Origin of the sequence: Paenibacillus zeirhizosphaerae (assembly GCF_030705605.1) — a bacterium.
Lineage (GTDB): Bacteria > Bacillota > Bacilli > Paenibacillales > Paenibacillaceae > Paenibacillus > Paenibacillus zeirhizosphaerae.
This window is the reverse complement of record NZ_JAPCKK010000006.1, coordinates 37,333-62,506: the sequence shown is the minus strand read 5'-3', so window position 1 is coordinate 62,506 and position 25,174 is coordinate 37,333. Positions and strand designations below refer to the sequence as shown.

Below are 25,174 nucleotides of genomic sequence, written 5' to 3'. Positions count from 1 at the left end.
ATGCAAACTGAATATATTGAACATCTACTGCAAACCTCCATAATTATCTGCTATAAAAGATGCATCCCTGGCAATAGATCGTTTCCCCATTATACCTGAGCAGTACTTCCCTCTTTTAATACCAAATTTGATACTTATTTTTCGATATCATTCTGCTGTTTTCGGTATATGCTCTAAAAGATCACCAGATTACATGTATTTACTTCTCAAGAGTTTTGCAACTCCAATGTGTGCAATATTGGGACTTTTATACAATTCATCAACTACTTCAGGAATAGTTTTCCCTTTAAAAACACCTTTGTTTTCCCCTTCGGTGTCTATACTATAGTAGTTTAAGAATGTTTTGCTTAACCAGCCTTTGTAACTTTCTGTCTTAAATAGCTTTAATTCAATTTGAGTCAAGCTAAGACCTTGAAACAAGTAATAATACATAATTTCTGGAATTAAATCTTCCAGATTGCGATGATCAAATAAATCATACGTTTTAAACATTCACACCCTCCTCTCTTTCATTAAGCCATTTAAGTACTAAATGAGGTGAAAGGTACGAAGATACACTTAGATTTGAATTATACTCCGTTTGAGTCACCCCCTGCGGCTGAGCCTCATTAAATTTGGGGACGTTATGTGCAGGATAGAAACGAATATTATTTTCAAGATAAATTTCATCATACTTGTACTCACGTAGAACATCTTCCGGAATATTTTTAATTAATTGCTCAATATATAGGAGTGTTCTAAAATCCTGTGCTGCAATTGTTCTCACTTCTTGAATTAATTGATATAGTGATAACCCCGAATCATCCCTTCGAAGTAGACATGAAACGATTAAAATATCGTACAACTCTGATAGTAACTGTTCATGCTTAAAATGATGAATTCTAGTTTCTTGTGTTGTAGATTTAACTTCCATTCGCTTTTTACGAGTAATTGTAAAGTCAAAATTCATTTTAGTATTTTTTTGCCAAAATGAATTGATATTAATTCCAAGATTCATAAAATATTTTATAACATATAGCTCAGCATACATGCCTTGTAGTTCAAGATTAGCAGTCTTCTCTCTTTGAGCAAAAAGACTAACTAAAGCAGAGAAAAGTTCATTTAGCATATAAGGATTATTCGATACAAGATGTTTCGAAAAGGCCTCCGTTAAACGTATAAATGCTAATTGTTCCTCTGGCAGGCTGCTCAAACATGTAAGAAAATGCACTGTTTTTTCAAAAGTTGCTCCGCTAATTACCATTTCGCACTGGGTATTTGAACTAAAAAATAATTTTTGCGTACTCTGTATTTGAGACTTAACATGTGGATTGGAGGACTCCATTACAAAAACAGGATTATTACTATTATCAACGCCATAATATACAGATGACGAAATATCAGGTATACCAAACAAAATGAATTTGTCTTGTGGAGTTGAATTTTGGAGTATGTTTATTTGGCTTAAAATAAACTCGGTGTTCACTTTTTTCCCTCCTATCATTTATATTTGTCCTACAAGACGCTCCATTTTTTCGGAATATGTTGATGGCACATAAAGTGCAATCGCGGGACTATAGTATTCGACTTCTGGCCTATTTTTGGGTCTAATAAAGTGAATTTGCAACTGCATAACCCCACTCCTTGAAATTGATACCATACTACTATCACCTGGATAATAAGTCGGACTTCCTGGAGTTGAGTTTCTACCTTGAAATAACTGATTTATTTCTCCCGAACTGTTTATAGAGCGAGTTTCATGTTCTTTTTCTCTAATCCATAAAATGTCAATAACAGGGTTGATTTCGCTTTTTCTGATTGCCTCTTCTAATTTATTAAAAAAGGTGTTATCTAGCCTGCTTTCGTCTGGAAAAATTAAATTGTCCAATAAACTGTTTTTAACTTCGAAGAAATTCAATCCTTTTATCAGAACATGTTTATTTACTCCACTGTAGTCTAATATTTCAATTAAATCATGATTCTTTTTTCTAAAATCATTAATGTATGCGATATTACGCTCAACACTCGAACGTATTAAAAGGAGATAATCCTGCTTATTCCACTCAGAATAGCTGAAACGTTCAGTTTTTGCGACATTTCTTCGAGTCATGTTAAGCATTTTATTAGCTAAAACAAAGACCCTGGGAATCTCTTTGAAGGGTACTCCTCTAAGTTCCGCTCGTTCAATGGTCGCCCATAAATCATCATCGTGTTCCAATATAGATGAAAAATCATCTTTAATTGGCTGTGTTGTAAATACTCTGCAAACATCTAAAAAACTTCGCTTATACCCGAACCACCTTGCTCGTTGTTCTGTGTTATCGACATTTGATACTCCGCGTGCACGCCTTATTATATAGGTTACTGCTAGGCCTTTAATAGTTAATCCGCGTTCAACCAAATTACCCCCAACAAAAATATTAACTTTATAAAATCGTGAATTCTCACTTGCATCCTCATCTCCGTTACAAAGATGCGCATCGGGACACATCCTAATACATTTTAGTATATAATTTTCTAATTCATTGAAACTCGGAAGAATTACCCCATCATTTTTGAAATCAAGGTAGGCATTATGTAAATAGGTTAAGAGACTTTGATAAGATAAATCATTTATCCCACCGAGCTTCGTTCGGGCAATAACCTTCCAATCATTTACTACGCTATTCACTTTTCTCATTACAATTTGATGTTCAAATTTTCGCTGACTTGGATGTATCAACATAGCATGATTGTCAGTGTCTCCACGGTATATTCTAATAGCTCCACCCACGAAAAAGGTAGCAAGTGCCTTATAAAATGACATTGGTAAACCCATGTCTTCTAAAATACTTGGCTCATTATCAGGAATTAATTTAATGTAAGTATCTTGATTTTCTCCGTGAAACTCTTCAAGACCACAGTAATCATCTCCTGGGTAGACTAACGAGCCAAAATCGGGGGATAATTGGTCCCAGGTTTTAATTAATATATTTGCTTGTGGAGTTGCAGTAATCGATAAAAAACAGTGGCGTTTCAATCTTTCTTTTAAGGTAACAGCTGCTTCATACGTAGCACTCATGGAGTTACGAGATGATTGAGTATTAAGTGTAGCTTGATCACCTTCATCATCAATGACTAATGTGGGGACATTAGACAATATGGGATCTGCAAAAATTTTTGCAATTGTATTTATTCTTACCTTACCTTTTAAACCCACTATTACTACTTTTCTTTTCTCGTTAATAAATTGTTTAATTGCGGTTGGATTAAGAATAGATTCATTTTGGTTTGTAGCCAGAATAACCATTCTTTCCATAGGAATGTTGCTAAAGTATGAACTTATTCTCGTCACATTTTGCCCAAGAAGTATTTTTTTGGTCCCGCCCAAAACGACAATAATATCGTAGTTATTATCAAATGCAAGAGCCATCAATGAGATAAAATTTGAGGTTTTCCCACTCTGTACCTTCCCAATCACAATTCCTGTTTTTGAGTTAGGAGTCTCGTCCATTGGATTAGGACAATTCGAGAGAATATTTATAGAATTTTGAAAAATCTTATCTACAGCGTCTAATCGTATTCCATCCTTCACCAATTGATCAGTCATTTTCTTTCGAAAGTAACCATCTGAAACAATTGGCCAACTGTTACTATCTTTTATTTTCATTTCAATAATATTATCCATCCATGCGTCACCTTCCTAGGATTGTAATGCAAGATCCGACAAAATTTGATTCATTTTGTTTCTAATCGAGCTTGCTTCAATGCGGCCATCATGTGATATTTTAAGTGATTCAATCTCTGCTAATATAATTGCAATAACTAATTTTGTCATAATTACACTGAATTCTTTATTATCTATAAAAGGTTTAAAAAAAGCATGCTTCATATTTAACTTGATATTATATAATTCCTCTATTGATTTAGATAGAGTAACCCAAGGTGATAAAGGATTAGAAGTTTCAAACTCAACAAAAAAAGTATATTTTATTTTCATATATTCAAAATTAGTTTTATAAGTGGTTGGTCCACTGATGATGAGCCCAGCATCAACAGCACTTACATTAACTTCATCCACAATGCTATTTTCAGTATCTGAACTATCACTACTCATATCTGACCGTGACTTTGAGATACTTGGGGATGGTAATTCACTTCCCGCTCCAACGTAAGGTTCCACACTAACTTCCTTAATGACAGCTGCTTTTTGTAAGCCCTCGACTACTTTCCCAATAACATCGGAAGTCTGGACACGTTGGCGCACTCGGATTTGTTCTGCTTTCGCTCGAAAATCCTTTGAAAAATTCTGTAATTTTTCAATAAACTGCTCCTCAAGGCCGCCTGTATGCCAATCGAAGTCGTCTTTTGCCTGCGTGACAGGCCAATTATCCATATGGAGTTCACCAAAAAGCCGCTGGAAAGCATATGAATTTGATTCGCCAAAAAGTTCTATTGGTCTATAATTTTTCTCTGGTCCCCCAACAATAACTCGCCCTCTTCTAATGAGCGTAAATCCAGCATCCTTAACACTAGCAGGTATTCTTATTGCAATAAACCCTTTTACTGTGAGTTTCTTTCCCTCATGGTTCACAGTAAACTCAACATCTTTCTTCCAGCGTTCAATACTACCATCAGCTATTTCCTCTTCATAGATTGCGGGATCATTATAAGTTAACTCTGTTCCGTTATAAGTAATAACAACTTCACCACTTCTTAAATCCTGCCTATAAATATTACTTAATAATTCCTTTATTTTCCAAACTGTTCTAGAAGCTGTTAATTTCTTATTTAAACTTTCAATTTTAATTATTGTATAATGTTCATTCGGATTTGCTTCAAAAATATCTGCTTCTATTTCCTCAATCTTCTCATTTTTTAATTTCTCTACATCAACAGTAGCACTATATGCAAACTCTGATCCTAATTGGGTCGAAATAACACTCCACTTCTTCCCAAACCAACATGCAGCAGTTTTTAATCCCATTCCAAATTCATTACGACCGTCTCTATTTTGGGGCGCCTTATCCAATATAATGGCTCTTTCAAAATCTTCCCATTCCATTCCGTACGCAGTGTCTGTAATCGTTAGAACATCATTACCATCTATATTGTTTTCATATGAAATATTAATTACTAATTTTTTGAAGTCTGGTAATGAAAGCAACTCTTCTCTATGGTCAAAATAACTCTGTGTAGAATTATCTACAAATTCTGCAATAGCTGTCCAAGGCTGATAGCTTAGCCGTTTATAAGTTGCATACACAGCGCTTGAGGGACGAATATTTATCTTCGCCATAATTAAGATTCCCTTCTCTCTACATTACAAAATAAAAAAGCAACACACTTTTCAAATAATAATGCTAATTTCAAAGATGTTTATACTACCTCTACTTCATGCTCTAGCTTCGGAGTTTTATTTTCGTTCTTCTCGTCAATTATCAATGATTGAGCGATTCTATTAACGATTTCAACATTCAATGCATTACCTAATGCCTTGTATGCCGAAGTCAGCCCTTCGGGTAAACATCGTAAGGTGTCCATACTTTGAAGCCGTGCGCATTCTCTTGGAGTCATGTATCTATTTTCCCAAGTAATAATAGGGACTTGCGTTGCAGTCATTGCAACTAGCGATGGAGAGGTAGTCGGCCACTTAGCCCTAAGCCCAGATGCTCTACATTGTAAAACTAATTTAGTTAAATTCCTCTCTGCCCCTTTACAGTTCCATTCAAACTTTTGAAAACTAGATGGGAAGCTTAAAATATTGGGCAACCACTCATCAATCCATTCTTTATTATCTTCATAAAGCTTTCTGTTTTGTTTAATGAATCTTATTTTCCAATCAGGAAATTTATCTTCTTTGGTTCTTGCATAAGATGGAAGAGCTAAAAAGAGTTCTTCGTCCGTTAAATTTTCTAGAGATTTACCATGAGAGCCCAAATACTTCCTAAGTTTTTCAGGGCCAATTTTCCAAGGAGTCTCTTCCTCAAAAGGATAAGTTGCTCCAAATTCCATAGACCAGATAGGGAACGAGGGGAGGTTCATGTCCTCAGGGTAATTATCAAGAAATAGCTGCCAAGCATCAATACAATTAACCACCTGCTCCGATAAATATCTGGCGTCATCAGGAAACCGATCTAGTACTGAAGTTATAGACATATCCCCATTTACTAACTGCTTTTCTGGCCATTTAAAATGAGCAAGCCCCTTCCTACTACCTACTATAAAAACGCGTTCACGTATTTGAGGTATTCCAAACCAGTGAGGTGATAATTTTTTTATATCCACTTCGTAACCTAAATCAGTCAGTATATTTTTGGCTATCCTCCAAGTTCTTCCATCATCATGTCTTTCAAAGTTTGCTACATTCTCAAGCATAATAAACGTTGGCTTATGTAGTCTTAATATCTTAATGATATGATAGAACAGATCTCCTGACTTTTCATCTTTAAAGCCATTTTGTTCCCCTGCCTTTGAAAAAGGCTGACAAGGAAAACCACCGCATAAAATATCATGTTCGGGTACTTCCTTAGCTTTTATAGCTCTAATGTCACCCTGGGGTAATAAACCATGGTTTTGCAAATAAATTTTTCTTAAACCTGCATCTATCTCTGACGCAAATACGCATTCATGCCCATTACGAGTAAGCGCTAAGTTGAATCCTCCCAAACCTGCAAACAAATCTATAAATTTCATTTATTTCCCCCACCACTAATTAATTTCGGAACAAGTTAAATATAAATTAACCTTTTTTTCTCTTACTCAAAAAAACAGGTCGGAAGTATGGAAATGAATAACTATACCTTTCTACATATTTCGTCAAAACCCTGTGTGATTATTAAACTTTTTTATCCTAATATTTGAATCCACATATTCCGAACTTAAGTTCGTGTGTTTTATTTTATAAAACAATTCAATTACAATCAATTAATTATATAAAAAAGGAGAATAGGCACTGAAATACCTGTGTCCAACGTCTGTTCACCAACTTTAGCAGAGCAAAAATTAATTCAAAACTTTGTAGTAACTGGGGGCTGAAGGATCAAATACCCTTCTTGCAAAATAGAAAAACACCATTTCGTTTGGCAAAGTGAGAGTGTCGAGCAATCACTACCAGACAAAGAGGTGCCTTCTATCATGATAGATCATCAACCCGACCTAAATCAACGGCCGAAAGAATTGAACCTAAATTTCGAAAGTACAATCCTCTAAAAACGTGAAAAGGGCTCCGAATCTCTGGTAGAATGGTGTTTGTCAGAACAACATCACCCAGAGAGAGGAGCACCTTTTCGGTGAAGTCTACCACATCTATCAGTAAAATCAAGCCTGAATTTTCCTTGCAATATGCCACGAGCTTTGGCGGCATCAAAATCTTTCTGACCTATCTCGAAAAAAATCAAGCTATCGGAGGCCATGCTAGGCCTCTCCGGTGGCAAAGCGCACAATGCGCTCTTCCCTCTGTATCGCATTCTGCTGTATCTCATGGTCGGCTGGATGCTTGGTTGCGAGCGGATTTTTCATTTTCGCTAGTTGCAACATGACGCCCTCCTGAAACGATTCCTTGGCGGTCGCTGTCCACATCATACGTTGCTGTATAAAGAACTGGGTAGGCTCAACTCTCGACCTGAACTGGTTAGCGGTCTACGGACGCTGAACCATGAAATCCTCCGGCCCTGTTTGCCGACGGATCTGATTCTCGACCTGGATTCCACCGTGGAGACCGTATACGGAAATCCGTCCGGCGCGGCCAAAGGAGTGAATTCACATAAGCCTGGACGCAAAAGTTACCATCCCCTGCTGGCCTTTGAAGGTAAGACCCGCTTGAATCTGAATGCAGCGCTCCGGCCGGGCAACACGCATTCTTCCACGGATTCCATCGCCTTCCTGCAGCAAACGTTTGAACCTCTCGGCAAACGCCAGGTGAAGTACGCCCGGTTCGACAAGAGCTTTGGCGGCGAAGAGTTCTACAGTCTCTGGGAAAGCAAGAGGATCGGTTATGTTGGCAAGATGAAATGGACTCAGCGGCTAGCTCAAGAAGTCCAGACCTGCCGTTATTGGACGCGATCCGTCGACGAAGACCGGATCATCGAAGGGATTACTTTGATCTACCAAGCAACGTCCTGGAAGAAGTCGCGTCGCGTGGTCGTTATTCGCAAAGCGCAAGTGTTCGATGACGGCCAGGGCCGGATCGTGTTCGATACCGACTGGCAATACGAAGCCATCGTCACGAGTTTGACATGGGAGCCCATCGATCTGTGGCGCTTCTATAATCAGCGTTGCTGCATGGAGAACTTCATCAAGGAAGCCAAGAACGGGTTTTCCATAGACCGCATTGCGACCCGTGATTTTAAAGCCAATGAACTGGACCTGCTCCTCAAACTGCTTGCCTACAATTTGTTCGAGCGATTCAAACGGGATTGCTGCGAATCGGTTCCGTTTGGAATTTTTTCATTGCGCAGCGACACTCATTCAGCACAGTCGATCGGTTACGCTCAAACTGGCAAAGGACTTCGCGGGTCGGTACGCTTGGAAGCGATTCGAAATTCGAGTAGCCCAGTTGGAATGATAACTTCCATAATCTAACACAGAAATCACAACGCCTCTTCATTGGGGGAGAGGGAAGAATTAGCCTCTCTGCTTGCAATTGGGATCATCTCACTGGAGAATCTCTCTTTATTTTACAGGGTGACGCCCCTCAGCTTCCCTCCCCAGCCTTCCTATTATGAGCTTTGGATTGTCAACAGTAAATCAGGCAGCTTTTTTAAGGGCCTCTTGGCGGTACTGAACAGGTGTCATGTATCCGAGTGTTCCGTGAATGCGATGGTTATTAAACCAGTTGACGTAATCGTATAGTTCGATCTCCAAATGGCGAAGGCTCTGAAATTCCATCTGGTTGACGAACTCGGTTTTCATCACCTTATAGGTGGCTTCCGCTACGGCGTTGTCATAGGGGCAGCCTTTCATGCTCAGAGAACGACCGATCTCAAAGGTTTCCAGAAGCTCGTCCATCTTTTCATTTTTAAATTCACTGCCACGGTCGGTATGAAACCACTGAATTTGACGCAGGTCCCCCTGTACGGTAGCAAAGGCGCGTGAAATCAGAGCAGCGTCCTTGTTCAGACCTGCACGATGACCAATCATCTCTCGATTGAACAGGTCAACGAGTACGCAAATGTAGTGCCACTGGTGCTGAACCTTCACATAGGTCAGGTCGCTGACGACGAAGCGTTTGGTCACGGTTTGGTCAAATTCACGATTCAGGATGTTGGCTGTCGCTTCTTCGTTGCATGCGGCTTTATGCGGCTTTATGCGGCTTATACTGCGCCACCGTGTATGTGGAAACCAGTCCTTGTTCTTTCATGATTCGGCCAATTCGACGTCTGGACACGACGAGTCCACGTTCGTGGAGCTTGCACTTGATCTTGCGTGTGCCGTAGGCTTTTCGGTTCTTGCGAAAGATCTCCACAATGGCTTTCGTAAGCTCGTCTTCGTTCGGTTGTTCTTTCGCTTCATAGTAAAAGGTACTTCTTGCGATTTGCAGGACGTCACACCTTGCTGATACCGAGTATTGATCACGGTTGTTCTGGATGATAGCTACTTTCTCCCATGATCAGCGCGGCTTGCTTTAAAATATCATTCTCCATCCTCAGGCGCTGGAGTTCTTTGTGCAAAGCGATGAGCTCGTTTTCATCTGAAGAACGATTGTCCTTCTCCTTGAAGGAGCCTGACGTCTGAGCTTGCTTGATCCAGCGATATAAGGCTGAAGCTGTAAGGTCGTATTCCTCCACAATCGCTGCTCTGGATTTCCCGTTTTCATAGAGTTGCACCATTTGCTTTTTAAATGCTGAGGTGAAGGTACGCCGTTGTTGTTTTGGCATTGTAGAGATCCGCTCCTTAACATGATAGGTTTATTCTACAAGCCCTTATTTTTATTGTCCAACTAAGTGTAGCCGATCCACTTTCGAAATTCAGGTTGAAGCCCGTGTTTTAAGGAACTGAACGTCTTGAAATATCTAAACCAAGCGGGATTTCGTAAACGATTAGGCTTTAGCTGTGCTCTTGCTACCGCGTCCATATTCCGATTTTTCCCTTTGGTCACAACCTTTCTTTATATCACTATCTTACTGTTTTCGTTTCATTTCGTTCCCCTTCACCTTTTGGATTGTTGGAGTAAAGGGATGCTATCCTAATTCAAATGAGGGCTAAATAAAGTTTGTGAAATATCCCTATACGATTATCGATCACCTTTGCGTCAGATTCTGAGTAATCAACTTCTTTAGTTCAACCTATATAGCTACTATGATTTAATGCTCTAGGCTCAAATCCAATTCTAGGGCTTAAGATATAGCAAACCAAGCTACACCTCATTTCTGTTTGACCACTTAAATAACTCAAGATACAATTGGTAAAAATGAACTATATAAGCTATAGTAACTAGTCTTTTATGAAAGGAGGCGACTAATTGATAAACTTATTTTTAGGAGTAGTGCTTCTGTTAGCTGCAATATTGAATATTTTCGGAGTAGTTGAGATTACCAAGCCCTATGTTTTTGGCTTCTCACTGAGTGTCTTATTTATGTCGCTTGTCAGTTACTCCGAAGACCCAATAAACGAAGTACAGAACAAGCAAAGCTTCAGTACAGTTCTAAAAAATATTTTTCTATTCTGCAGCATTTTATCCTTTGTACTGGTTCCATTAACATATAACACAAAATTAGTTCAGGAGATAATCAATTCAATTGATGACGTAACATTTCTATTACTAGGAATTGCAATTAGTTTTCTCACACTCTTTTCTAGCAAGAGAACATCTTATCAGCTAAAAAAATTAATTGAGATGGAGAAACAAAATGCTTCAAATGAGAAGATTAAAGAAATTCTTAATAGAATTGAAAATATCAAAAAAGAATAAGGAGAATGCTCATTGTTTAACGAGAATATTGACACCAAACCAAATCAGAAAATTCAAATATTTTTTCAGCGCAATAATGATGAACTACTAAGTCCTTGGGAAATTTCACATTTTATTAATCAGTTTTCTAGTAATTACTACAAAAATGAATTGTTGATCTCTATATCCAAAGCCCTCAACTCCGACATCCCTGCTGAAAATATCTTCATTCTCGACGATTCCTTTAAAATAAATAATAGTTACTCAAAGCTCGATATCATTGACCTAAATAATGGACAAGATATCAAGCAACTTTATCATCTTGGAAAACCGATTAGCTTATATCCAAACAAAAAGATATACTCAATTAATCTTATTTTTTATTTCTTCAGGACTCTAAACGAAATAATTTATAAACTGGTTCATAAAAGAATCTCCAAGAATTCACTTGAAAAGTTCATAAATTCACCTGCAAATAAAGATTTATCAGAGATAATAAAAGAGCTAAGGGATTTATCATACTCATTTTTGCAAAAACGCGGGATAAAAGAAACTATTGAGGATATAGAAAAAAACTACAATTCCGTACTAAACAGACTTACTACTTTTGAAAAGGAACAAGTTGAGGTTGATATACTGAGAGATAGTTTTTTTGTGAATGACTATTCATTACTAAAACAAGATAAATACAAAAGACTGGAATCTAGATACTTTACAGCATTTTTCCGCGAGTTTAACAGTAATTCTAGACCTATTGTGGGTATTTACTACCCTGAAATTAATCAAATGCAGATTCTATGTGTAAATCACATCAACAAAACTAAACGTGATTCTAGGTTTCTAGACTTAAAACAGTTTTCTCATAATAGTCCTTATATTGTGGAAATTTTAGTCGGAATAAGTATAGCCATGCCTTTAATGAAAGAAATTAAGTTTCACTTAGACGAATATAAACTCAAGAAAAAGCGCATGCGTCTTGATGATGAAACGGCTATACTGGATCGAAAGCTTGAGGAAATATATAAAGGATTAGAAACCATATCAATTGATAAAGGTCTTACAGTTATAGAAAATGTTCAAGATGAGTATTTAAAAACTAAAATTGAAGAAACCAAGAATAATAACGATATGAAAATTAATGAGCCAATAAAAAAATACAACTTCCTATTGGACAATATTGTAATCAAAGAGTAAGGAGTCCCCTTACTCTTTTCTGTTCCTGACTAACAGTGAACAACACTCCACATGCACCGTATGCGGAAACATATCCACCGGCTGCACCTCAACTGTCTTGTACCCACCATCCTCCAACACCCTTAAATCCCTTGCCAGAGTCGAAGGATTGCACGACACATACACCACCCGCTCCGGCTTCATCTCCAGAATCGTCTCCAGCAGCCTCGGATCACAGCCTTTACGCGGTGGATCGACAACGATCACATCCGCCTCAATACCTTGCTCCTTCCAGCGTGGGATGACGTCCTCGGAGGCGCCGACCTCGAACTGGACGTTGCGCATGCCGTTCAGTTCGGCATTGCTGCGTGCGTCGTCGATGGCTTCCTTTACGATCTCGACGCCGTATACCTGGTCGGCGTGCTGCGCCAGGAAGAGCGAGATTGTGCCAATGCCGCAGTAGGCGTCGATGACGGTCTCCTTGCCGGTTAGGCCGGCATACTCCACCGTCTTGCCGTACAGTACTTCCGTTTGTACCGGATTGACCTGATAGAACGAGCGGGCCGAGATGGCGAACTGTACGTTGCCGATATAGTCATAAATGACGTCCCGCCCCCACAGTACCCGTGTCTCGTCGCCAAAGATGACGTTCGTCTTCTTCGTGTTGATGTTCTGCACGATGCTCGCCACAGCCGGAATTTGCTCGCGGATGCTGCCGATCCATGCGTCGCGGTGCGGGATGTCACGGCCGTTCGTCACGAGCACAAGCATAAGCTCGCCAGTGCGGAAAGCCGTCTTCACGACGACATGGCGCAGCAGGCCACGCCCGGTCTCCTCGTTATAGGCGCTGATGCCAAGCTGACTGCCGATTTCCTTGACGCGGGCGACCACCTGGTCGTTGCGCTCATCCTGGATCAGGCACGCCTCCATGTCGATGATGCGGTGGCTGCCGCGTGCGTAGAAGCCGCCGATGAGGCCGCCTTCGGCCGTGCCAATCGGCACCTGCGCCTTGTTGCGGTAGCGCCACGGCTCACTCATGCCGAGTGTCGGGTGCACGACGACGCCCGCAGTACTCCCCAACTCAGCACCCGAGCCGCTGCTGCCCACTACCGTCAGCTTCCCGATGCGCTCCAGTACGTCCACGACATGCTGGCGTTTCCAGGCCAGCTGCCCCTCATAGCTCATATGCTGGAGCTGACAGCCGCCGCACTGGTCATAGATTGGGCAGGGAGCCGCGATTCGGTCAGGGCTGGCCTGCACCACGTCCAGCAGCTTGGCGTAGCCGTACTGTTTCTTCGTCTTCAGGACTTTCACGCGGACCTTCTCACCGGGCAGGGCTCCGCCTACAAACAGCGCATACCCCTTAACCCGGCCCACGCCTTCGCCGTCATGGGTCATACCGATGATGTCGATCACTGCTTCATCGTTCTTCTGCACAGGTAACCCAGCCAGAGCCGCCATATCCCGCCCATTTGCAGACGAAGCCCGACCTCCAGGAGCCGACATATTCGCCTTGCCTTTAACGCCTACGGCTTCGGGTGCCACTGCCCGTCCAACGGACGCACTCTTGCCCCCATGAATCGGCGTATTAGCTCTTTCTCTACCTCCAGCGGCAGCCTCCGAAGCTCCTTTATCCCGCTGCCCGCTTACCGACTTCCTTCCATCAACCCGCATATCTGCTGCGCTATTCCGGCGGTTTTTTCCACGACCGCTGCGGTGGTTACTCATCTCTCAGGTCACTTCTTTCTCCATCATGATATATACAGTATTTCCCTACACCTATCTTCAACTCGAAAAATGCCGTCCTCCACAATGGAGCAACGGCACAGCTTCATTCTTCCAACTTCCGTACTGCTTGACGACTCCCAACCATTAACGAAAAACCTTCAGATGCCGGGGCAGATTGCGGAAGGTAGCAGGCAGCGTTCCGCCAAGCTCGCCATCCAGGTTAAGCTGTACATGTCCCGGTGAAGTGACTTCCATATAATCCGTCTTGAAATGGATAATCTTCTTGTCGCTCAGATGCTCACCACGCAGCGCCAGGGTCACCAGCCGGATCATTTCCGCCAGATTGCAGTTGCGTACAGCGAGCACGTCAAACAATCCGTCATCGATCATCGCTCCCGGTGCCAGCTTGTCGAAGCCGCCGACCGAATTCGTGTTGGCGATGAGAAACAGCATGAACTCGTCATGCAGCACCTCTTGCCCTGCCGCCCGGATGGTCAGCTCCTGCGGTGCCAGACTTACCATCTTCTCAATGCCCTTCCAATAATAGGCCAATTGTCCGATCATCGTCTTCAGCTTGCTCGGCACCTCATAGGTCAGCTCCGTGAGTGAGCCGCCGCCGGCGATGTTAATAAAATATTTGTCATTCGCCTTGCCGATATCAAGCGGCTTAGCCTCTTGCTTGATGACGAGATCGCAGTAATCCTCCCATTGCCTGGGGATGCCCAGCGCACGGGCGAAGTCATTGGTCGTTCCCATAGGAAACACGCCCAGCGGCAGACGGTTCTGCTTCTCCGCCATACCGTTAATCACCTCGTACAGCGTGCCATCTCCTCCGGCGGCAATCACCAGATCGTAACCACCGCGCTCAACTGCATCTGCAGCAGCGGCCGTAGCATCGCCTTCGCCGGTCGTTGCATGAACCGAGGTCTCGATCCCCCCCGCATCCAGGCGCTGCAGTATATCGGCCAGCCGACGTTTCATCTCCTCGCGCCCCGAGGTGGGATTATATATCAACCGAGCTCTCTTCATTCGCGTTACTCCACCTGTGTATTTTTTAGCAAGAAAAACTCCGCTAAGCGCGGTCTGTTTTCTTTGAAATTACCATTTGAACCTTAATCATACTGAAAAAAATCACATTTTACAATCTGCATACCCTTGAATCCATCCAAAAAAAGACACCCATACACGCTCCGGTTCAGACCGTTACTGCTGCCCTGCCTCCTCCGCCTCGCGCAGAAGTCGGGATATTTGCCGTTCCAGCCATGTCTTCAGCAGCGGATGGGGCAGCAGCGCTTCCCCTGAATAACGGTAATCCAGCCCTTCCAGCCTCCCTGGAATGACCTGGGCAGTGAAGAAACCGGAGCTGAGGAACAGCGGGGAGACGATCACATCAACGCCTTTTTCCCTGCCCCAATACTCGGCTTTGTTCCGCACGCTGTCCGGATTGAGCAGGGCGTAATCACACGCTGTTCCGCTGATCGCGCTGACACTTGCGGCCAGGGACGACATGCCCCGTTCCCAGCGCTGGCGGAAGCCGTCGTGCACACTGCCGTGCCCTACCAACAGGACAACCTCGCGCTCTGGATGTGCAGACATGGCCCGTACCTTGTCCCACACCATAGCCGCCACGTCGGGACCGTCATCGATGGGACTGCCGAAGTGTACACGGGCCTGAACCCGAAAAGGCTCCAGATCCGTCTCCTTCTCTGGAACCTCCTTAGCACCCAGTGCATAGCTGATCTCGTCCACATGTGTACTGCCTGAAGAGACGAATAAAGGCACGGCCAGCAGATCCGTAACACCCGCTTCCTCCAGCCGGTCAATGCCGTCCTGGATAAGCCTTCCCTCCACATGCTCCAAAAAAGACACAGCTACCGGCCAACCGGCCGATAGCTGCAACTGCCCGGCGACCTCATCCACCAGTCTTACCCAATCGGGCGCAGGTGAACCGTGGCTGATGATTAGAACGCCCGGCTTCATTTTAACGGCCCAGCCGTTCCAATGTCATTTTATAACCGTCATTGCCGTAATTCAGGCACCGCTTTACACGAGAGATCGTGGCCGTGCTGGCGCCTGTCTCGGCTTCGATCTGATTATATGTGCTGCCTTTGCCCAGCATACGCGCAACCTCTAAGCGTTGGGACAGAGACTGAATCTCATTAATGGTGCACAGGTCGTCAAAGAAAACATAGCATTCTTCCAAATCCTTAAGCGTCAAAATAGCCTCAAACAGTTGGTCAATACTCTTATCATTAAGCTTCTTCAGCTGCATAAATTATCATCCCCTACGGATTACTTGTAGCTTCATTGTAACTGAGCAGTGCACGGTTTTTCAAGCGTTAACGATTTCACGCATTACAGAGCCGAACCATGAAGGCCTTGATCGCCCAAATCCGCTTTTATCCCGCTTCTACGGACAGGTGCCTAAACGTGCTGTGCGCTTGTTACATATAATGGACCATCAACCTGTAAAGGACTGTGATCTGAATGCCTCAAAATTATAATAACCGGAGGGCGCACCCGCATCGTTCCCTAACCGATCCCTATAACTCATCCGCTTATCCCGGGGCAGGCCCTACCCTGGACCCGATTACGGCTGAGGCTGCTGCGCTCGTGCCCTATAATCCGCCTTACAATTCATCGGGTCCTCCTGGAGCAGAGTCCACGGTCAATCAGCCTTCTTCCTCTAGCGGAGGCCTGCTGAGCAATCTGCCTAGTCTCGGCGAAATCAAAGGAATGATTGACCGCATGGGCGGCATTGATGGCATGCTCAACACCCTCGGCAAGGTCCAGAAAGTGATGTCAGGCATCCAGCAATTCGCCCCGATGGCCAAACTCCTCATGGGCGCACTGCCATTCGGTGCAAAGACATCCAATAAATCTACGAATTCAGGATATTCAGACGAATATATCCCTCGCCGCAGAAGAAGAAAGAAATCCGTAACCAAGCGTAGACGGAGCACGTCCAAATCCCGTCGCCCTTCGGCAAAACGCAGAAGACGCTGAGATTATATTGTCAATCATTTGAACCAGCCTCTCCTTGAGAACCAGTAGATCATGCCCGAACCGAGCAGAATCATAAGCACAAGCACAGCGAAATAACCGTGTTTCCAGCCCAGCTCAGGCATGAAGCTGAAATTCATCCCGTAAATCCCAGCGATCAGGGTCAGGGGCATGAATATCGTCGTGATGACCGTTAATGTCTTCATAATAGTGTTCATCCGGTTGGAATTCAGCGAAATGTAGCTATCCCTGAGATCGGCCGTCATTTCGCGGTCAGCGTCAATCATATCGGAGAGCTTAAGCAGATGATCATAAATGTCTGTGAAATACGCCTTATGCTCCCCTTGTCCCTGAATGTGCTCAGAGTTAACAACACGGTACATTAGATCCCGCATCGGTACGATCGTGCGCCGCAGCTTTAATAACCGGCTCCGCAGTTCGAACACCTGATTCATCAGCTCTTCCACCGACTCGCTGCGGCTCCGGTTCTCCAACTCGGCAAGCTCGTCTTCTATCTTGAACAGGCAGGGGAAATAGCGGTCGACCAGCTTATCCATAACCGTATATGCCGCTCCCAGCGTACCTCTCGCCCATATTCTTCCTTCCCGGGCATACTGTACAATCCGTTCCCACGCCTGGTCGATCTCCTCCAGCCGTGTCTTATGGTAGGACACCAGAAAGCGGCGGCTCATGAAGAGATCCACCTCCTCTACCGTCAAGCGATCGGGATCAAGAGCATGCAGCACCAGAAACTGCACATCCTCATAATAATCCAGCTTGGGCCGCTGCAGCACGTACAGGCAGTCCTCCACCGCCAGCGGATGGAAGTGGAAATAGATTTCCAGCAGGGCAGCCTCCTCTTCCGTAGGCTCGCTGAAATCCGCCCATATCCATTCATATTCATCCAGCCGCAGATCGGTCAGTGGAATATCAAGCTGTAACTGATGATCCTTCCCGATTGCAAGCGTCCTGATCAATGCGCCCACCCCCTTAATCTGTGCCGACAGAATCCCGTCCTTGGCCTCTATTGTACATAGCTTTACCAGCAAAGCAAAAGAAGCCCACGGGGGCTTCTTAAATTGAACGGCACTCGGAATCCTGTCCGCCTGAGCAGTACTAGAACAGCAGCTTGAAGATTAAGCCTGCCAGCAGGGCAGAAATCGGAATCGTAATAAACCAGGTCACTACAATACGACCGGCAAGAGACCAGCGCACGGCACGGAACCGCTTGGCAGAGCCGACACCCAGGATCGCTGAAGTGATCGCGTGGGTCGTGCTGACCGGGAGATGCAGGAGCGTACAGGTGAAAATAACGGAGGCCGCCGAAAAGTCGGCCGCAAACCCGTTAATCGGCTCAATTTTAAAAATTTTGGTGCCCATGGTCTTGATGATTTTCCAGCCGCCGATTGATGTCCCCAAGGCCATAGCTGTCGCTGCCGAGATTTTGACCCACAGCGGAACCTCAAGATGGTCCTGGAACCCACCCGACACGAGCGCAAAGGTGATGATCCCCATGGCCTTCTGCGCATCATTCGTGCCATGCGTGAAGGATTGGAGAGCCGCAGTAAGGACCTGCATCGTACGGAAGCCCTTGTTCACCGTATGCGGACTTTTGCGTGCGAATATGAACTTCAGGATCGTCATCACCACGTAACCGATAGCAAAAGCGATCAACGGGGAGAAAATCAACGCCTTCACGATATCAATGAATCCTGTCCAGTTGACCTTGTCCGAACCGGCGCCAACGAACACCGCACCCGCAAGGGAGCCGATCAGCGCATGGGAAGAGGAAGACGGGATGCCGAACCACCATGTGACCAGATTCCAGATAATGGCCGCCAGCAGCGTAGCGATGACGATGTCGATCCCGTTCGACAGCTCCGCCGGATTAGCCACGCTTCCGCCAATCGTTTTGGCTACCCCGGTGAACATCATGGCACCGACAAAGTTCATCACAGCCGCCAAAATAATGGCGCGCCGCGGTGTCAGAGCTCTTGTGGAAATCGACGTGGCGATAGCATTGGCGGTATCATGAAATCCGTTAATGAAATCAAAGGCCAAAGCAAGAAATATAACAATGCCTAGAATAAGTAAACTTGTATCCATGAAAATAGGACCCCTTACGAGTTGCGCATAATGATGGATTCCAGCTTGTTGGCTACATGTTCGCAAGAATCAGTAGTCGTTTCCAAGCGTTCGTATATCTCTTTGCGCTTGATCAGCTCGATCGGGTCATTAACTGTCGCAAACAAATTTTTAATGCAAATACGGAGCAGCTCGTCCCCCTGGTTCTCCAGGTCGTTCAGACGAATCGTGTGCTCACGGAGTGCCAGCAGTCTCTTCTGAGACAGAAGATGAACAGCCTTTTGAATTTCATAGGCAGACTGGCGCAAAATATCCGCAAACTGAACGATATATTCGTCAGGCTCGGTAAGCTGGTACATATAGAACCTTGATGCAGTCGCTTCAAGTCCGTCCAATACGTCATCCATGGTGGTTGTCAGATCCATGATGTCGTCGCGTTCCAGCGGCGTAATAAATGTTTTGTTCAGTTCCTTAATAATGGTGTGCGTAAATTCGTCACACTTGGACTCGTATTTCTTCATTTCTCCAGCAAATAACGTCACGTCCTGCAGATTCGCAATATTCTGCGCGAAATAATCCGCAGCCTGCACGATCGTATCCGCCATATTTTCCAACGTCTCGAAAAAGATATCCTTTTTCTTCAGTCTCATACGATTACCCCTTTACCAAAAATTGCCGTCTGACTGTTCGACTATATTAGACAACCTTTGCTATCTTATCATAGGTTATATCTGTTTTGTAAAGCCTTTGTAAAGATTGTAAACGCTATTTCAACGTTTCTTCCGTTTTCTGTCCATTCCCTCCTGCAATCACCCTTGATTTTCCGGATTTAAGTGGACCGGTTCGGTGATCGAAACATGTCCTTCCAAGGGCTGCTCTGCCGGAACAATGTGAATATACGTCTGGCCTGGCAGCAGCGGAATTTCCGTGCTTCCGTCATAAAAGCGGATAATATCTCCATTAGCATGCTTCCATTTCCCCTCGATCATCCGCCCCTCACGGAAAATCAGCGCCTCCCCGCCACTGTTCAGGTCTACAGCGAGCCGTCCGATATCGTCCAGCACCCGGTGGCTCGTGCTCATGACAATCACATTTGCAGCGCTCAATTGACCGTTATTATTCAAATCAATGTGCGGCTCCCCGTTCACCGATCTCAGGTAAGTCTGCTTGTCTTCATCATATGTATAGGATACGCGGTAGCTTTGCAGCATAAAACGAATATCGAACGCTGTCACCTGTTCACCGTCTGTCATTTGCTCCGGCTTCTCAAAAACATATTCCGGAACGTCAGAGGTTATCGGGTATCCCCGCTTGTCCGCCCCTTCGAGCAGCTTGGGCAGGCTGGTATACAAATTATGCGGTGCCTTGCGGTCCGGGCTGCGCCAGAAGGACGTCCCCGCATTTGTAATTTCATCCAGGTGCTGCTTGCCCTGCCGCTGAAAGATAGCATAAGCATCATTACTTCCTCCGGCATGAACAGGCAGTGCCCCATAGCTTTCAGCCAGCTCGATCAAATAAGGTCGGATGCTGCGCACAGGGCCGATGTTGACTTCACCGCCTCCGCTCTGATAGAAAGCCACAAGACGCGTGATACCTCCCTCAGCAAGCACCTCATAGACGATATCCGCCTCACTGAGTCCTGATTGGGGGCGTGCGGCAGGCGCATTGTTAACCATTACGGCCAGCGGCCTTTGGTCTGAGGGCTCAGCTATGCCGATTCCTGTAAGAGGCGCGGTATACTCCGGCTCATGCTCCACCAGAGGCTCGACAGGCTCGGGAGCAGGCGGCTCCTCCATGACAACGGGCGAGACCTGCGGCGGCGCCTCCTCCGCCTGAGGGGAGCAGGATACCAGACCAGCACAGCCGAGCAGAAGCAGCGCACTGCCGACTGCGTTTTTGCTTAACCTGATCAAAAGACATTCCTCCTGGGTTCGTTTTTTTACATTATAAGCAATGTCGGCTGGATTGTCCTGGTAACAAAATGAATGAATTTGTGATTTTTATCACAAACAAAAATGTCGAGCTAATCTACAATAAAGACATGAAAGAGATGATCATCTTACAAAACAAAACAGCAAAGTAACATACCTTATGAAGGAGTGGTTAATATGTTTAACACTTGGCTTAGAGAAAACCCGGTTGCAATGTGGATACTGACAGTAATAAGGGTTGTTATAGGATGGACCTGGATGACTCATGGATGGGAGAAGCTGACGGGGGGCTTTGCAGCAGACGGCTTCCTGACAGGTGCCATTGCCAAGGCAACAGGTGAGCATCCGGCGGTTCAAGGCTGGTGGGCAGCGTTCCTTGAAGCCTTCGCCCTGCCGAATGCAAGCCTCTTCAACTTCCTGATCCCTGTAGGTGAATTCTTAGTGGGTGTCGGCCTGCTTCTCGGCACATTGACCACACTCGCCGCATTAATGGCCATGGTCATGAACTTCGCCTTCCTCTTCTCGGGCACTGTAAGCACCAACGCGATTCTGATACTGTTCGAAATCTTCATCGTGGTCGCAGGCGCTAACGCCGGTCGCATCGGATTGGATCATTGGGTGCTGCCTTACCTGCGCGGCCTGTTCCGCAGACATGACGGAAGCGGGCAGAAAGCTAAGCTCGTCTGACCAACTGCACGAATAACCTAACCAACCTATACAGAAGGAGCGTCGATGAATATCGGCGCTTTTTTTGTTGTCAATAACGCTGCTTCTGCCATCCTGCTTATTCCTCCTATAACTTTAGGCCAGGAGATTCTCAGTCTCTGGTACGGTGCGAACTCCTAGTTCTGCATATATAATAAGGAGAAGATCCAGTTGAAGGGCGGAAGCGGAAGTATGGCCGAGGCAATGGTTGACATATTAGAGAGATGGGGAATTTGGGGCATCCTTGTCTCATTGTTCATGGAAGGAAGCGCCTTTCCTTTTATCGGCACTTTCTTCATCGTGACGGTAGGTTTTTTAATGGATTTGACCTGGCTTGAGATAACCTGGATCTCCGTGCTGGGAAGTCTGTTTTACGCGGTCGGCAGTTACATTCCTTATTATATAGGCTATTTCCTGGAAAGCAGTCTGATGAAAAGGCTGAGCCCTGCTACGCAGGATCGTTTGGGTCAAGCCCAGGCTGCTTTCAGCAAATATGGAATTTGGAGTGTGGCGATATCCAGCCCGCTTCATCTCGGGAATGTAGTCCCCTTTGTAGCGGGGATGTCCCGCATGGATCTGCGCATCTACACCTTGCTGACCATGCTGGGGATCGCTCCCTCTACCTTCCTTCTGCTCAGCATCGGTCTGTTCTATACCGGTGATACCGAAACTGTCCTGAATACCATTGAAGAATACCAGGGAATCGTACTGGCCGTATTTATTGTAGTTACGGTGGCCTACATTGCATGGAAAATTCTTAAGCGCCGCAAGCAAAGCAAGGACCTGCAAGGTTAATCATTAAATGACGATGAAAAAGGGGTCTCCAAAGGTCAATTGACCTATAGAGACCCTTTGTTTATCCTAATTTAGCGTGCGCCGAACATCCAGCAGTTCAGGCTGAGACATCCATGCTCATAGGCTTGAAACAGCTTTTGCGCCTTTCTGTCATTGTCCGCTGCGCCCATCGCATAAAACAGAGGAATAAAATGCTCCACAGCGTACGAAGGAACAGCCTCCTTGACAAAAGGGGCCTTTTTGCCGTATTCGAACAGTTGCTTGAGGTTCCAGGTCTGCAGCTGCTCCCCGATCCAATCATCAAAGGCTGTCGCCCAGCTTTCGGGTTCTTCGGTATTCCGCAGCAAACGCAAATTATGGACAAGCCCCCCGCTGCCGATAATCAGAATGTCCTGTTCACGCAAGGCAGACAGCATACATCCAATATCGTACTGTTCCTTAGGTGAACGCCTGGAATCGACGGAGAGGGTAATGACCGGGATATCTGCTTGGGGATACATGTGGCGCAGAATGACCCACACGCCATGGTCAAGTCCCCTGTTCTGAACGGGTCGGGCAGACAAATTATGCAGCTTGAACATGTCTATAATGTCATTATGAATTGCCGGATCTCCGGGGGCAGGATATTCGATCGTATACATTTCTTCAGGAAAGCCATAGAAGTCATGCAAAGCTGCATGCTGTTCATCGACATCAATGCATTGATCGGGACTGTCCCAATGAGCGGAAAAAACAACAATTCCGCGGGGTCTGGGCAGCCGTGATCCCAGTTCCTTCAAAAAACGGGTATACGCATTGTCCTCTACAGCCAACGCAGGCGAACCATGCGCAACAAATAATGCAGGTACTGTCATCGCTGCCACCTCCACACGCCAATTATATTCGGTATACTTCTATTTTACTCCTGCGCGTGGGGATTTTCCAATACTGTCAGATCATCCAGTGCTGCCATTCTTTCTCGATGCGCTCACGCTCATCCAGCCATTCCAGTGTTCTCTCCATCAGGCGTGCACGTTCCGCACCCGACGAGTAGGTATGATCCGCCTGAAAAATAATCTCTTTATCGCACCGGTTATCCGAACGCATCCAGAAAACCTTCTGATACAGGAAGGCATAGTCCACTGGAATCATATCGTCCGACGTGCCATGGACGACGAGCACGTCCCCGCTGAATTTTACAGCTTCCTGGAAAGGCTGGAATTGGGCCAGAGATTCAAAGAAAGCAGGCGTGAACCTGTAGCCCAGGTAATCCGCCGCTCCTTCCTTAACCGCTTGATCATAGACACGCCGTTCTGTGATTTTGACGATATCATTGAACGGATAGCCTACCGCCGACCAAAGGATGAGATTTTTAACCCGCTTATCCCGCACCGCCGTCAGGACCGAGACCGCACCGCCGAGGCTGTGACCGATCAAAGTAATCTTCTTCGGGTCCACATCGGCACAGCTCACAGCATAGTCCAGTACAGCGCGCGTCTGATTGATCATGGATTCGATACCTTGCTCACCATATTCGCCGGTACTCTCACCGCAGCCCGCATAATCAAAACGGATCACCATATGTCCTGCATGCGCAAGCTTGCGCGCAGTATTGACGAACAGCCTGTCAACTCCGATGCGGCTGCCGACAAACCCATGGCATATGATCACCAGCGAATTACGGTTCTGGCATCCCGTCTTTTCCACCCCACGCGGATAATGCAGTGTTGCCGCCAGCTCTTCGCCCTCAAAACGTATCCCAATCTGTCTTTCCATTCGCCTCTCCCCCTGATATTTGATCCATATTCATTTAACCTTTAATTCCGATCAATTTAATAAGATTAATTGTACACATCGTCCTTCTTGGTGTCAATGCACCTGTTCACAGCACAAAAGACGCCTGCTCCCTTGAAAAAGGAAATCTCCTTTCTCAGGAAGCAAGCGCCACCGGATGTCGTCAGAGCAAGTGCTCAGATCACGTTAATCGTAGCTGTTGCGGTACATCGCATGGGTCTCGCTGCGACCTTCCCATCCCTTTAACACAGAATTGCCATGCTGATCGTCCAGCATATGATCTCCCTGTTCTTCATCCAGCTCATCGCCGAACTCCGTATCATCTACACGGTAACGCGGAGCATTACCTTGAACAATATGTCTTACTTTCCCGTGATTCGGCCTGCTGTTCATATGCTGACACCCTTCCTCTCCTGTAAATGGATAGTGAAACCCGAAGCAACCTTCATATTTTGCAGCAGGAAGCGTTGCCAATATACATGAGTAGGAGATAAATCCCGCGACATGACTTTGCCTTAATCTCCCCGCTCACGTATACTGGATTTCATATGGATTGTGTGCAGGAGGCCTAACGAATGAATCAACCTATTTCCGGAAAGCAGGGGCATGACAAGCCTGAGTCCCGGCTCAAATATTTTGCCATGATTGCCTGGATTGCTTTGACCTTCTTCTTCACAGCGCTTGCGCTCATTGGACTGGTTGTACTTGCCGCTGGCGGCAGTACAAGCCCCTATGAGAAAATCAGCACCTCGACACTGCTTATTGTTGCAGCCGGGGGCATTCTGCTGATTGAGGCATTAACTCGATTTATGGACCGTCCGGATGACGGAGCTGCAGAGGATGCTGCCCCCGAACATAACAGTCGCCAGGGGCGTGTACCCGAGAAGCCGCGACTCCGCTTGAAATCGACGCTGCTGTATGTGGTGCTCGTCGTGGTCATCCTTGTCGGCGGCATTATGCTCAACAGAAGCCTGCCTGTGTTCACCGTATCCCCATGGACGAGCCTGATTATCGCCGTTGTCGGCTGGGCTGGGCTTAAACCGCTGTTTTTGCGGAAGAAAAAACAAGCTTGAGCCCCTAACTTAACCCAGAAAGTAGAAGAAGAGCCGTGCCGAAGCAGCGCTCTTCTTCT

At 45.4% G+C, this 25,174-nt stretch carries 22 protein-coding genes and 2 pseudogenes; 7 read left to right on the top strand and 17 right to left on the bottom strand.

Annotated elements, in window-relative coordinates:
- Positions 1-189 precede the first annotated feature (189 nt).
- The 5 genes from OIN60_RS03130 to OIN60_RS03110 form a co-directional block, all read right to left on the bottom strand.
- Positions 190-492 (bottom strand): hypothetical protein, encoded by a 303-nt coding sequence (locus OIN60_RS03130; RefSeq protein ID WP_305753420.1) that lies wholly within the window; start codon positions 490-492, stop codon positions 190-192.
- Positions 485-1,465, bottom strand: a complete 981-nt coding sequence (locus OIN60_RS03125) for a PD-(D/E)XK motif protein (RefSeq protein WP_305753419.1) — start codon at positions 1,463-1,465, stop codon at positions 485-487. The genes OIN60_RS03130 and OIN60_RS03125 overlap by 8 nt, the downstream gene beginning before the upstream one ends.
- Positions 1,466-1,483: 18 nt before the next feature.
- Complete coding sequence (locus OIN60_RS03120) at positions 1,484-3,646, bottom strand: Z1 domain-containing protein (RefSeq protein WP_305753418.1); 2,163 nt, start codon at positions 3,644-3,646, stop codon at positions 1,484-1,486.
- A 15-nt stretch (positions 3,647-3,661) separates the two neighbouring features.
- A complete protein-coding gene (locus OIN60_RS03115; RefSeq protein WP_305753417.1) occupies positions 3,662-5,257 on the bottom strand; it encodes an ATP-binding protein in 1,596 nt (531 codons plus the stop codon).
- An 80-nt stretch (positions 5,258-5,337) separates the two neighbouring features.
- A complete protein-coding gene (locus tag OIN60_RS03110) occupies positions 5,338-6,654 on the bottom strand; it encodes a DNA cytosine methyltransferase (protein ID WP_305753416.1) in 1,317 nt (438 codons plus the stop codon).
- Positions 6,655-7,250: 596 nt separating this feature from the next.
- Between OIN60_RS03110 and OIN60_RS03105 the strand changes: the two are divergent.
- A pseudogene (locus OIN60_RS03105) lies at positions 7,251-8,524 on the top strand (IS1380 family transposase).
- A 182-nt stretch (positions 8,525-8,706) separates the two neighbouring features.
- Here OIN60_RS03105 and OIN60_RS03100 read toward each other — a convergent pair.
- A pseudogene (locus tag OIN60_RS03100) lies at positions 8,707-9,836 on the bottom strand (IS3 family transposase).
- Between the two features lie 584 nt (positions 9,837-10,420).
- Here OIN60_RS03100 and OIN60_RS03095 point away from each other — a divergent pair.
- Positions 10,421-10,870 (top strand): hypothetical protein, encoded by a 450-nt coding sequence (locus OIN60_RS03095; RefSeq protein WP_305753415.1) that lies wholly within the window; start codon positions 10,421-10,423, stop codon positions 10,868-10,870.
- A 12-nt stretch (positions 10,871-10,882) separates the two neighbouring features.
- A complete protein-coding gene (locus OIN60_RS03090; RefSeq protein WP_305753414.1) occupies positions 10,883-12,043 on the top strand; it encodes a hypothetical protein in 1,161 nt (386 codons plus the stop codon).
- A 9-nt stretch (positions 12,044-12,052) separates the two neighbouring features.
- On the opposite strand, the gene rlmD is transcribed toward OIN60_RS03090, so the two are convergent.
- The 4 genes from rlmD to OIN60_RS03070 all read right to left on the bottom strand — a co-directional run bounded on the left by rlmD (position 12,053) and on the right by OIN60_RS03070 (position 16,022).
- Positions 12,053-13,483, bottom strand: coding sequence for a 23S rRNA (uracil(1939)-C(5))-methyltransferase RlmD (gene rlmD, locus OIN60_RS03085; RefSeq protein ID WP_370872358.1), 1,431 nt, complete (start codon positions 13,481-13,483; stop codon positions 12,053-12,055).
- Between the two features lie 411 nt (positions 13,484-13,894).
- Positions 13,895-14,779 carry a diacylglycerol kinase gene (locus tag OIN60_RS03080; protein WP_305753412.1) on the bottom strand — a complete coding sequence of 295 codons (885 nt, stop codon included), beginning with the start codon at positions 14,777-14,779 and terminating at the stop codon, positions 13,895-13,897.
- A 174-nt stretch (positions 14,780-14,953) separates the two neighbouring features.
- Positions 14,954-15,730, bottom strand: coding sequence for a sirohydrochlorin chelatase (locus tag OIN60_RS03075; RefSeq protein WP_305753411.1), 777 nt, complete (start codon positions 15,728-15,730; stop codon positions 14,954-14,956).
- 1 nt (position 15,731) lies between these two features.
- Positions 15,732-16,022 carry a YerC/YecD family TrpR-related protein gene (locus OIN60_RS03070; protein ID WP_018885361.1) on the bottom strand — a complete coding sequence of 97 codons (291 nt, stop codon included), beginning with the start codon at positions 16,020-16,022 and terminating at the stop codon, positions 15,732-15,734.
- 215 nt (positions 16,023-16,237) lie between these two features.
- On the opposite strand from OIN60_RS03070, the gene OIN60_RS03065 reads away from it, so the two are divergent.
- Entirely contained in the window at positions 16,238-16,756 is a 519-nt protein-coding gene (locus tag OIN60_RS03065; protein WP_305753410.1) for a tyrosine protein kinase, read from the top strand.
- A gap of 14 nt (positions 16,757-16,770) precedes the next feature.
- Here OIN60_RS03065 and corA read toward each other — a convergent pair whose 3' ends face one another.
- The 4 genes from corA to OIN60_RS03045 all read right to left on the bottom strand — a co-directional run bounded on the left by corA (position 16,771) and on the right by OIN60_RS03045 (position 20,751).
- Positions 16,771-17,730, bottom strand: a complete 960-nt coding sequence (gene corA / locus OIN60_RS03060; protein ID WP_305753409.1) for a magnesium/cobalt transporter CorA — start codon at positions 17,728-17,730, stop codon at positions 16,771-16,773.
- Between the two features lie 139 nt (positions 17,731-17,869).
- Entirely contained in the window at positions 17,870-18,859 is a 990-nt protein-coding gene (locus OIN60_RS03055) for an inorganic phosphate transporter (RefSeq protein ID WP_305753408.1), read from the bottom strand.
- A gap of 14 nt (positions 18,860-18,873) precedes the next feature.
- Positions 18,874-19,488 (bottom strand): DUF47 domain-containing protein, encoded by a 615-nt coding sequence (locus OIN60_RS03050; protein WP_305753407.1) that lies wholly within the window; start codon positions 19,486-19,488, stop codon positions 18,874-18,876.
- 159 nt (positions 19,489-19,647) lie between these two features.
- Positions 19,648-20,751 (bottom strand): DUF3048 domain-containing protein, encoded by a 1,104-nt coding sequence (locus tag OIN60_RS03045; protein WP_305753406.1) that lies wholly within the window; start codon positions 20,749-20,751, stop codon positions 19,648-19,650.
- Positions 20,752-20,946: 195 nt separating this feature from the next.
- Here OIN60_RS03045 and OIN60_RS03040 point away from each other — a divergent pair, with 195 nt between their 5' ends.
- The gene (locus OIN60_RS03040; RefSeq protein WP_305753405.1) at positions 20,947-21,456 is read left to right on the top strand and encodes a DoxX family membrane protein; all 510 of its coding nucleotides are present in this window, start codon (positions 20,947-20,949) and stop codon (positions 21,454-21,456) included.
- A 189-nt stretch (positions 21,457-21,645) separates the two neighbouring features.
- Entirely contained in the window at positions 21,646-22,269 is a 624-nt protein-coding gene (locus tag OIN60_RS03035) for a DedA family protein (protein ID WP_305753404.1), read from the top strand.
- A gap of 71 nt (positions 22,270-22,340) precedes the next feature.
- Here OIN60_RS03035 and OIN60_RS03030 read toward each other — a convergent pair whose 3' ends face one another.
- From OIN60_RS03030 to OIN60_RS03020, 3 genes are all read right to left on the bottom strand, one after another.
- Positions 22,341-23,123 (bottom strand): DODA-type extradiol aromatic ring-opening family dioxygenase, encoded by a 783-nt coding sequence (locus tag OIN60_RS03030; RefSeq protein ID WP_305753403.1) that lies wholly within the window; start codon positions 23,121-23,123, stop codon positions 22,341-22,343.
- A 76-nt stretch (positions 23,124-23,199) separates the two neighbouring features.
- Positions 23,200-24,024: an alpha/beta hydrolase gene (locus OIN60_RS03025; protein WP_305753402.1), complete on the bottom strand. Its 825-nt coding sequence runs from the start codon at positions 24,022-24,024 to the stop codon at positions 23,200-23,202.
- 204 nt (positions 24,025-24,228) lie between these two features.
- Complete coding sequence (locus OIN60_RS03020) at positions 24,229-24,435, bottom strand: hypothetical protein (RefSeq protein ID WP_305753401.1); 207 nt, start codon at positions 24,433-24,435, stop codon at positions 24,229-24,231.
- Between the two features lie 182 nt (positions 24,436-24,617).
- Between OIN60_RS03020 and OIN60_RS03015 the strand changes: the two genes are divergently transcribed.
- Positions 24,618-25,115 (top strand): hypothetical protein, encoded by a 498-nt coding sequence (locus OIN60_RS03015; RefSeq protein ID WP_305753400.1) that lies wholly within the window; start codon positions 24,618-24,620, stop codon positions 25,113-25,115.
- The last annotated feature ends 59 nt before the right edge of the window (positions 25,116-25,174 follow it).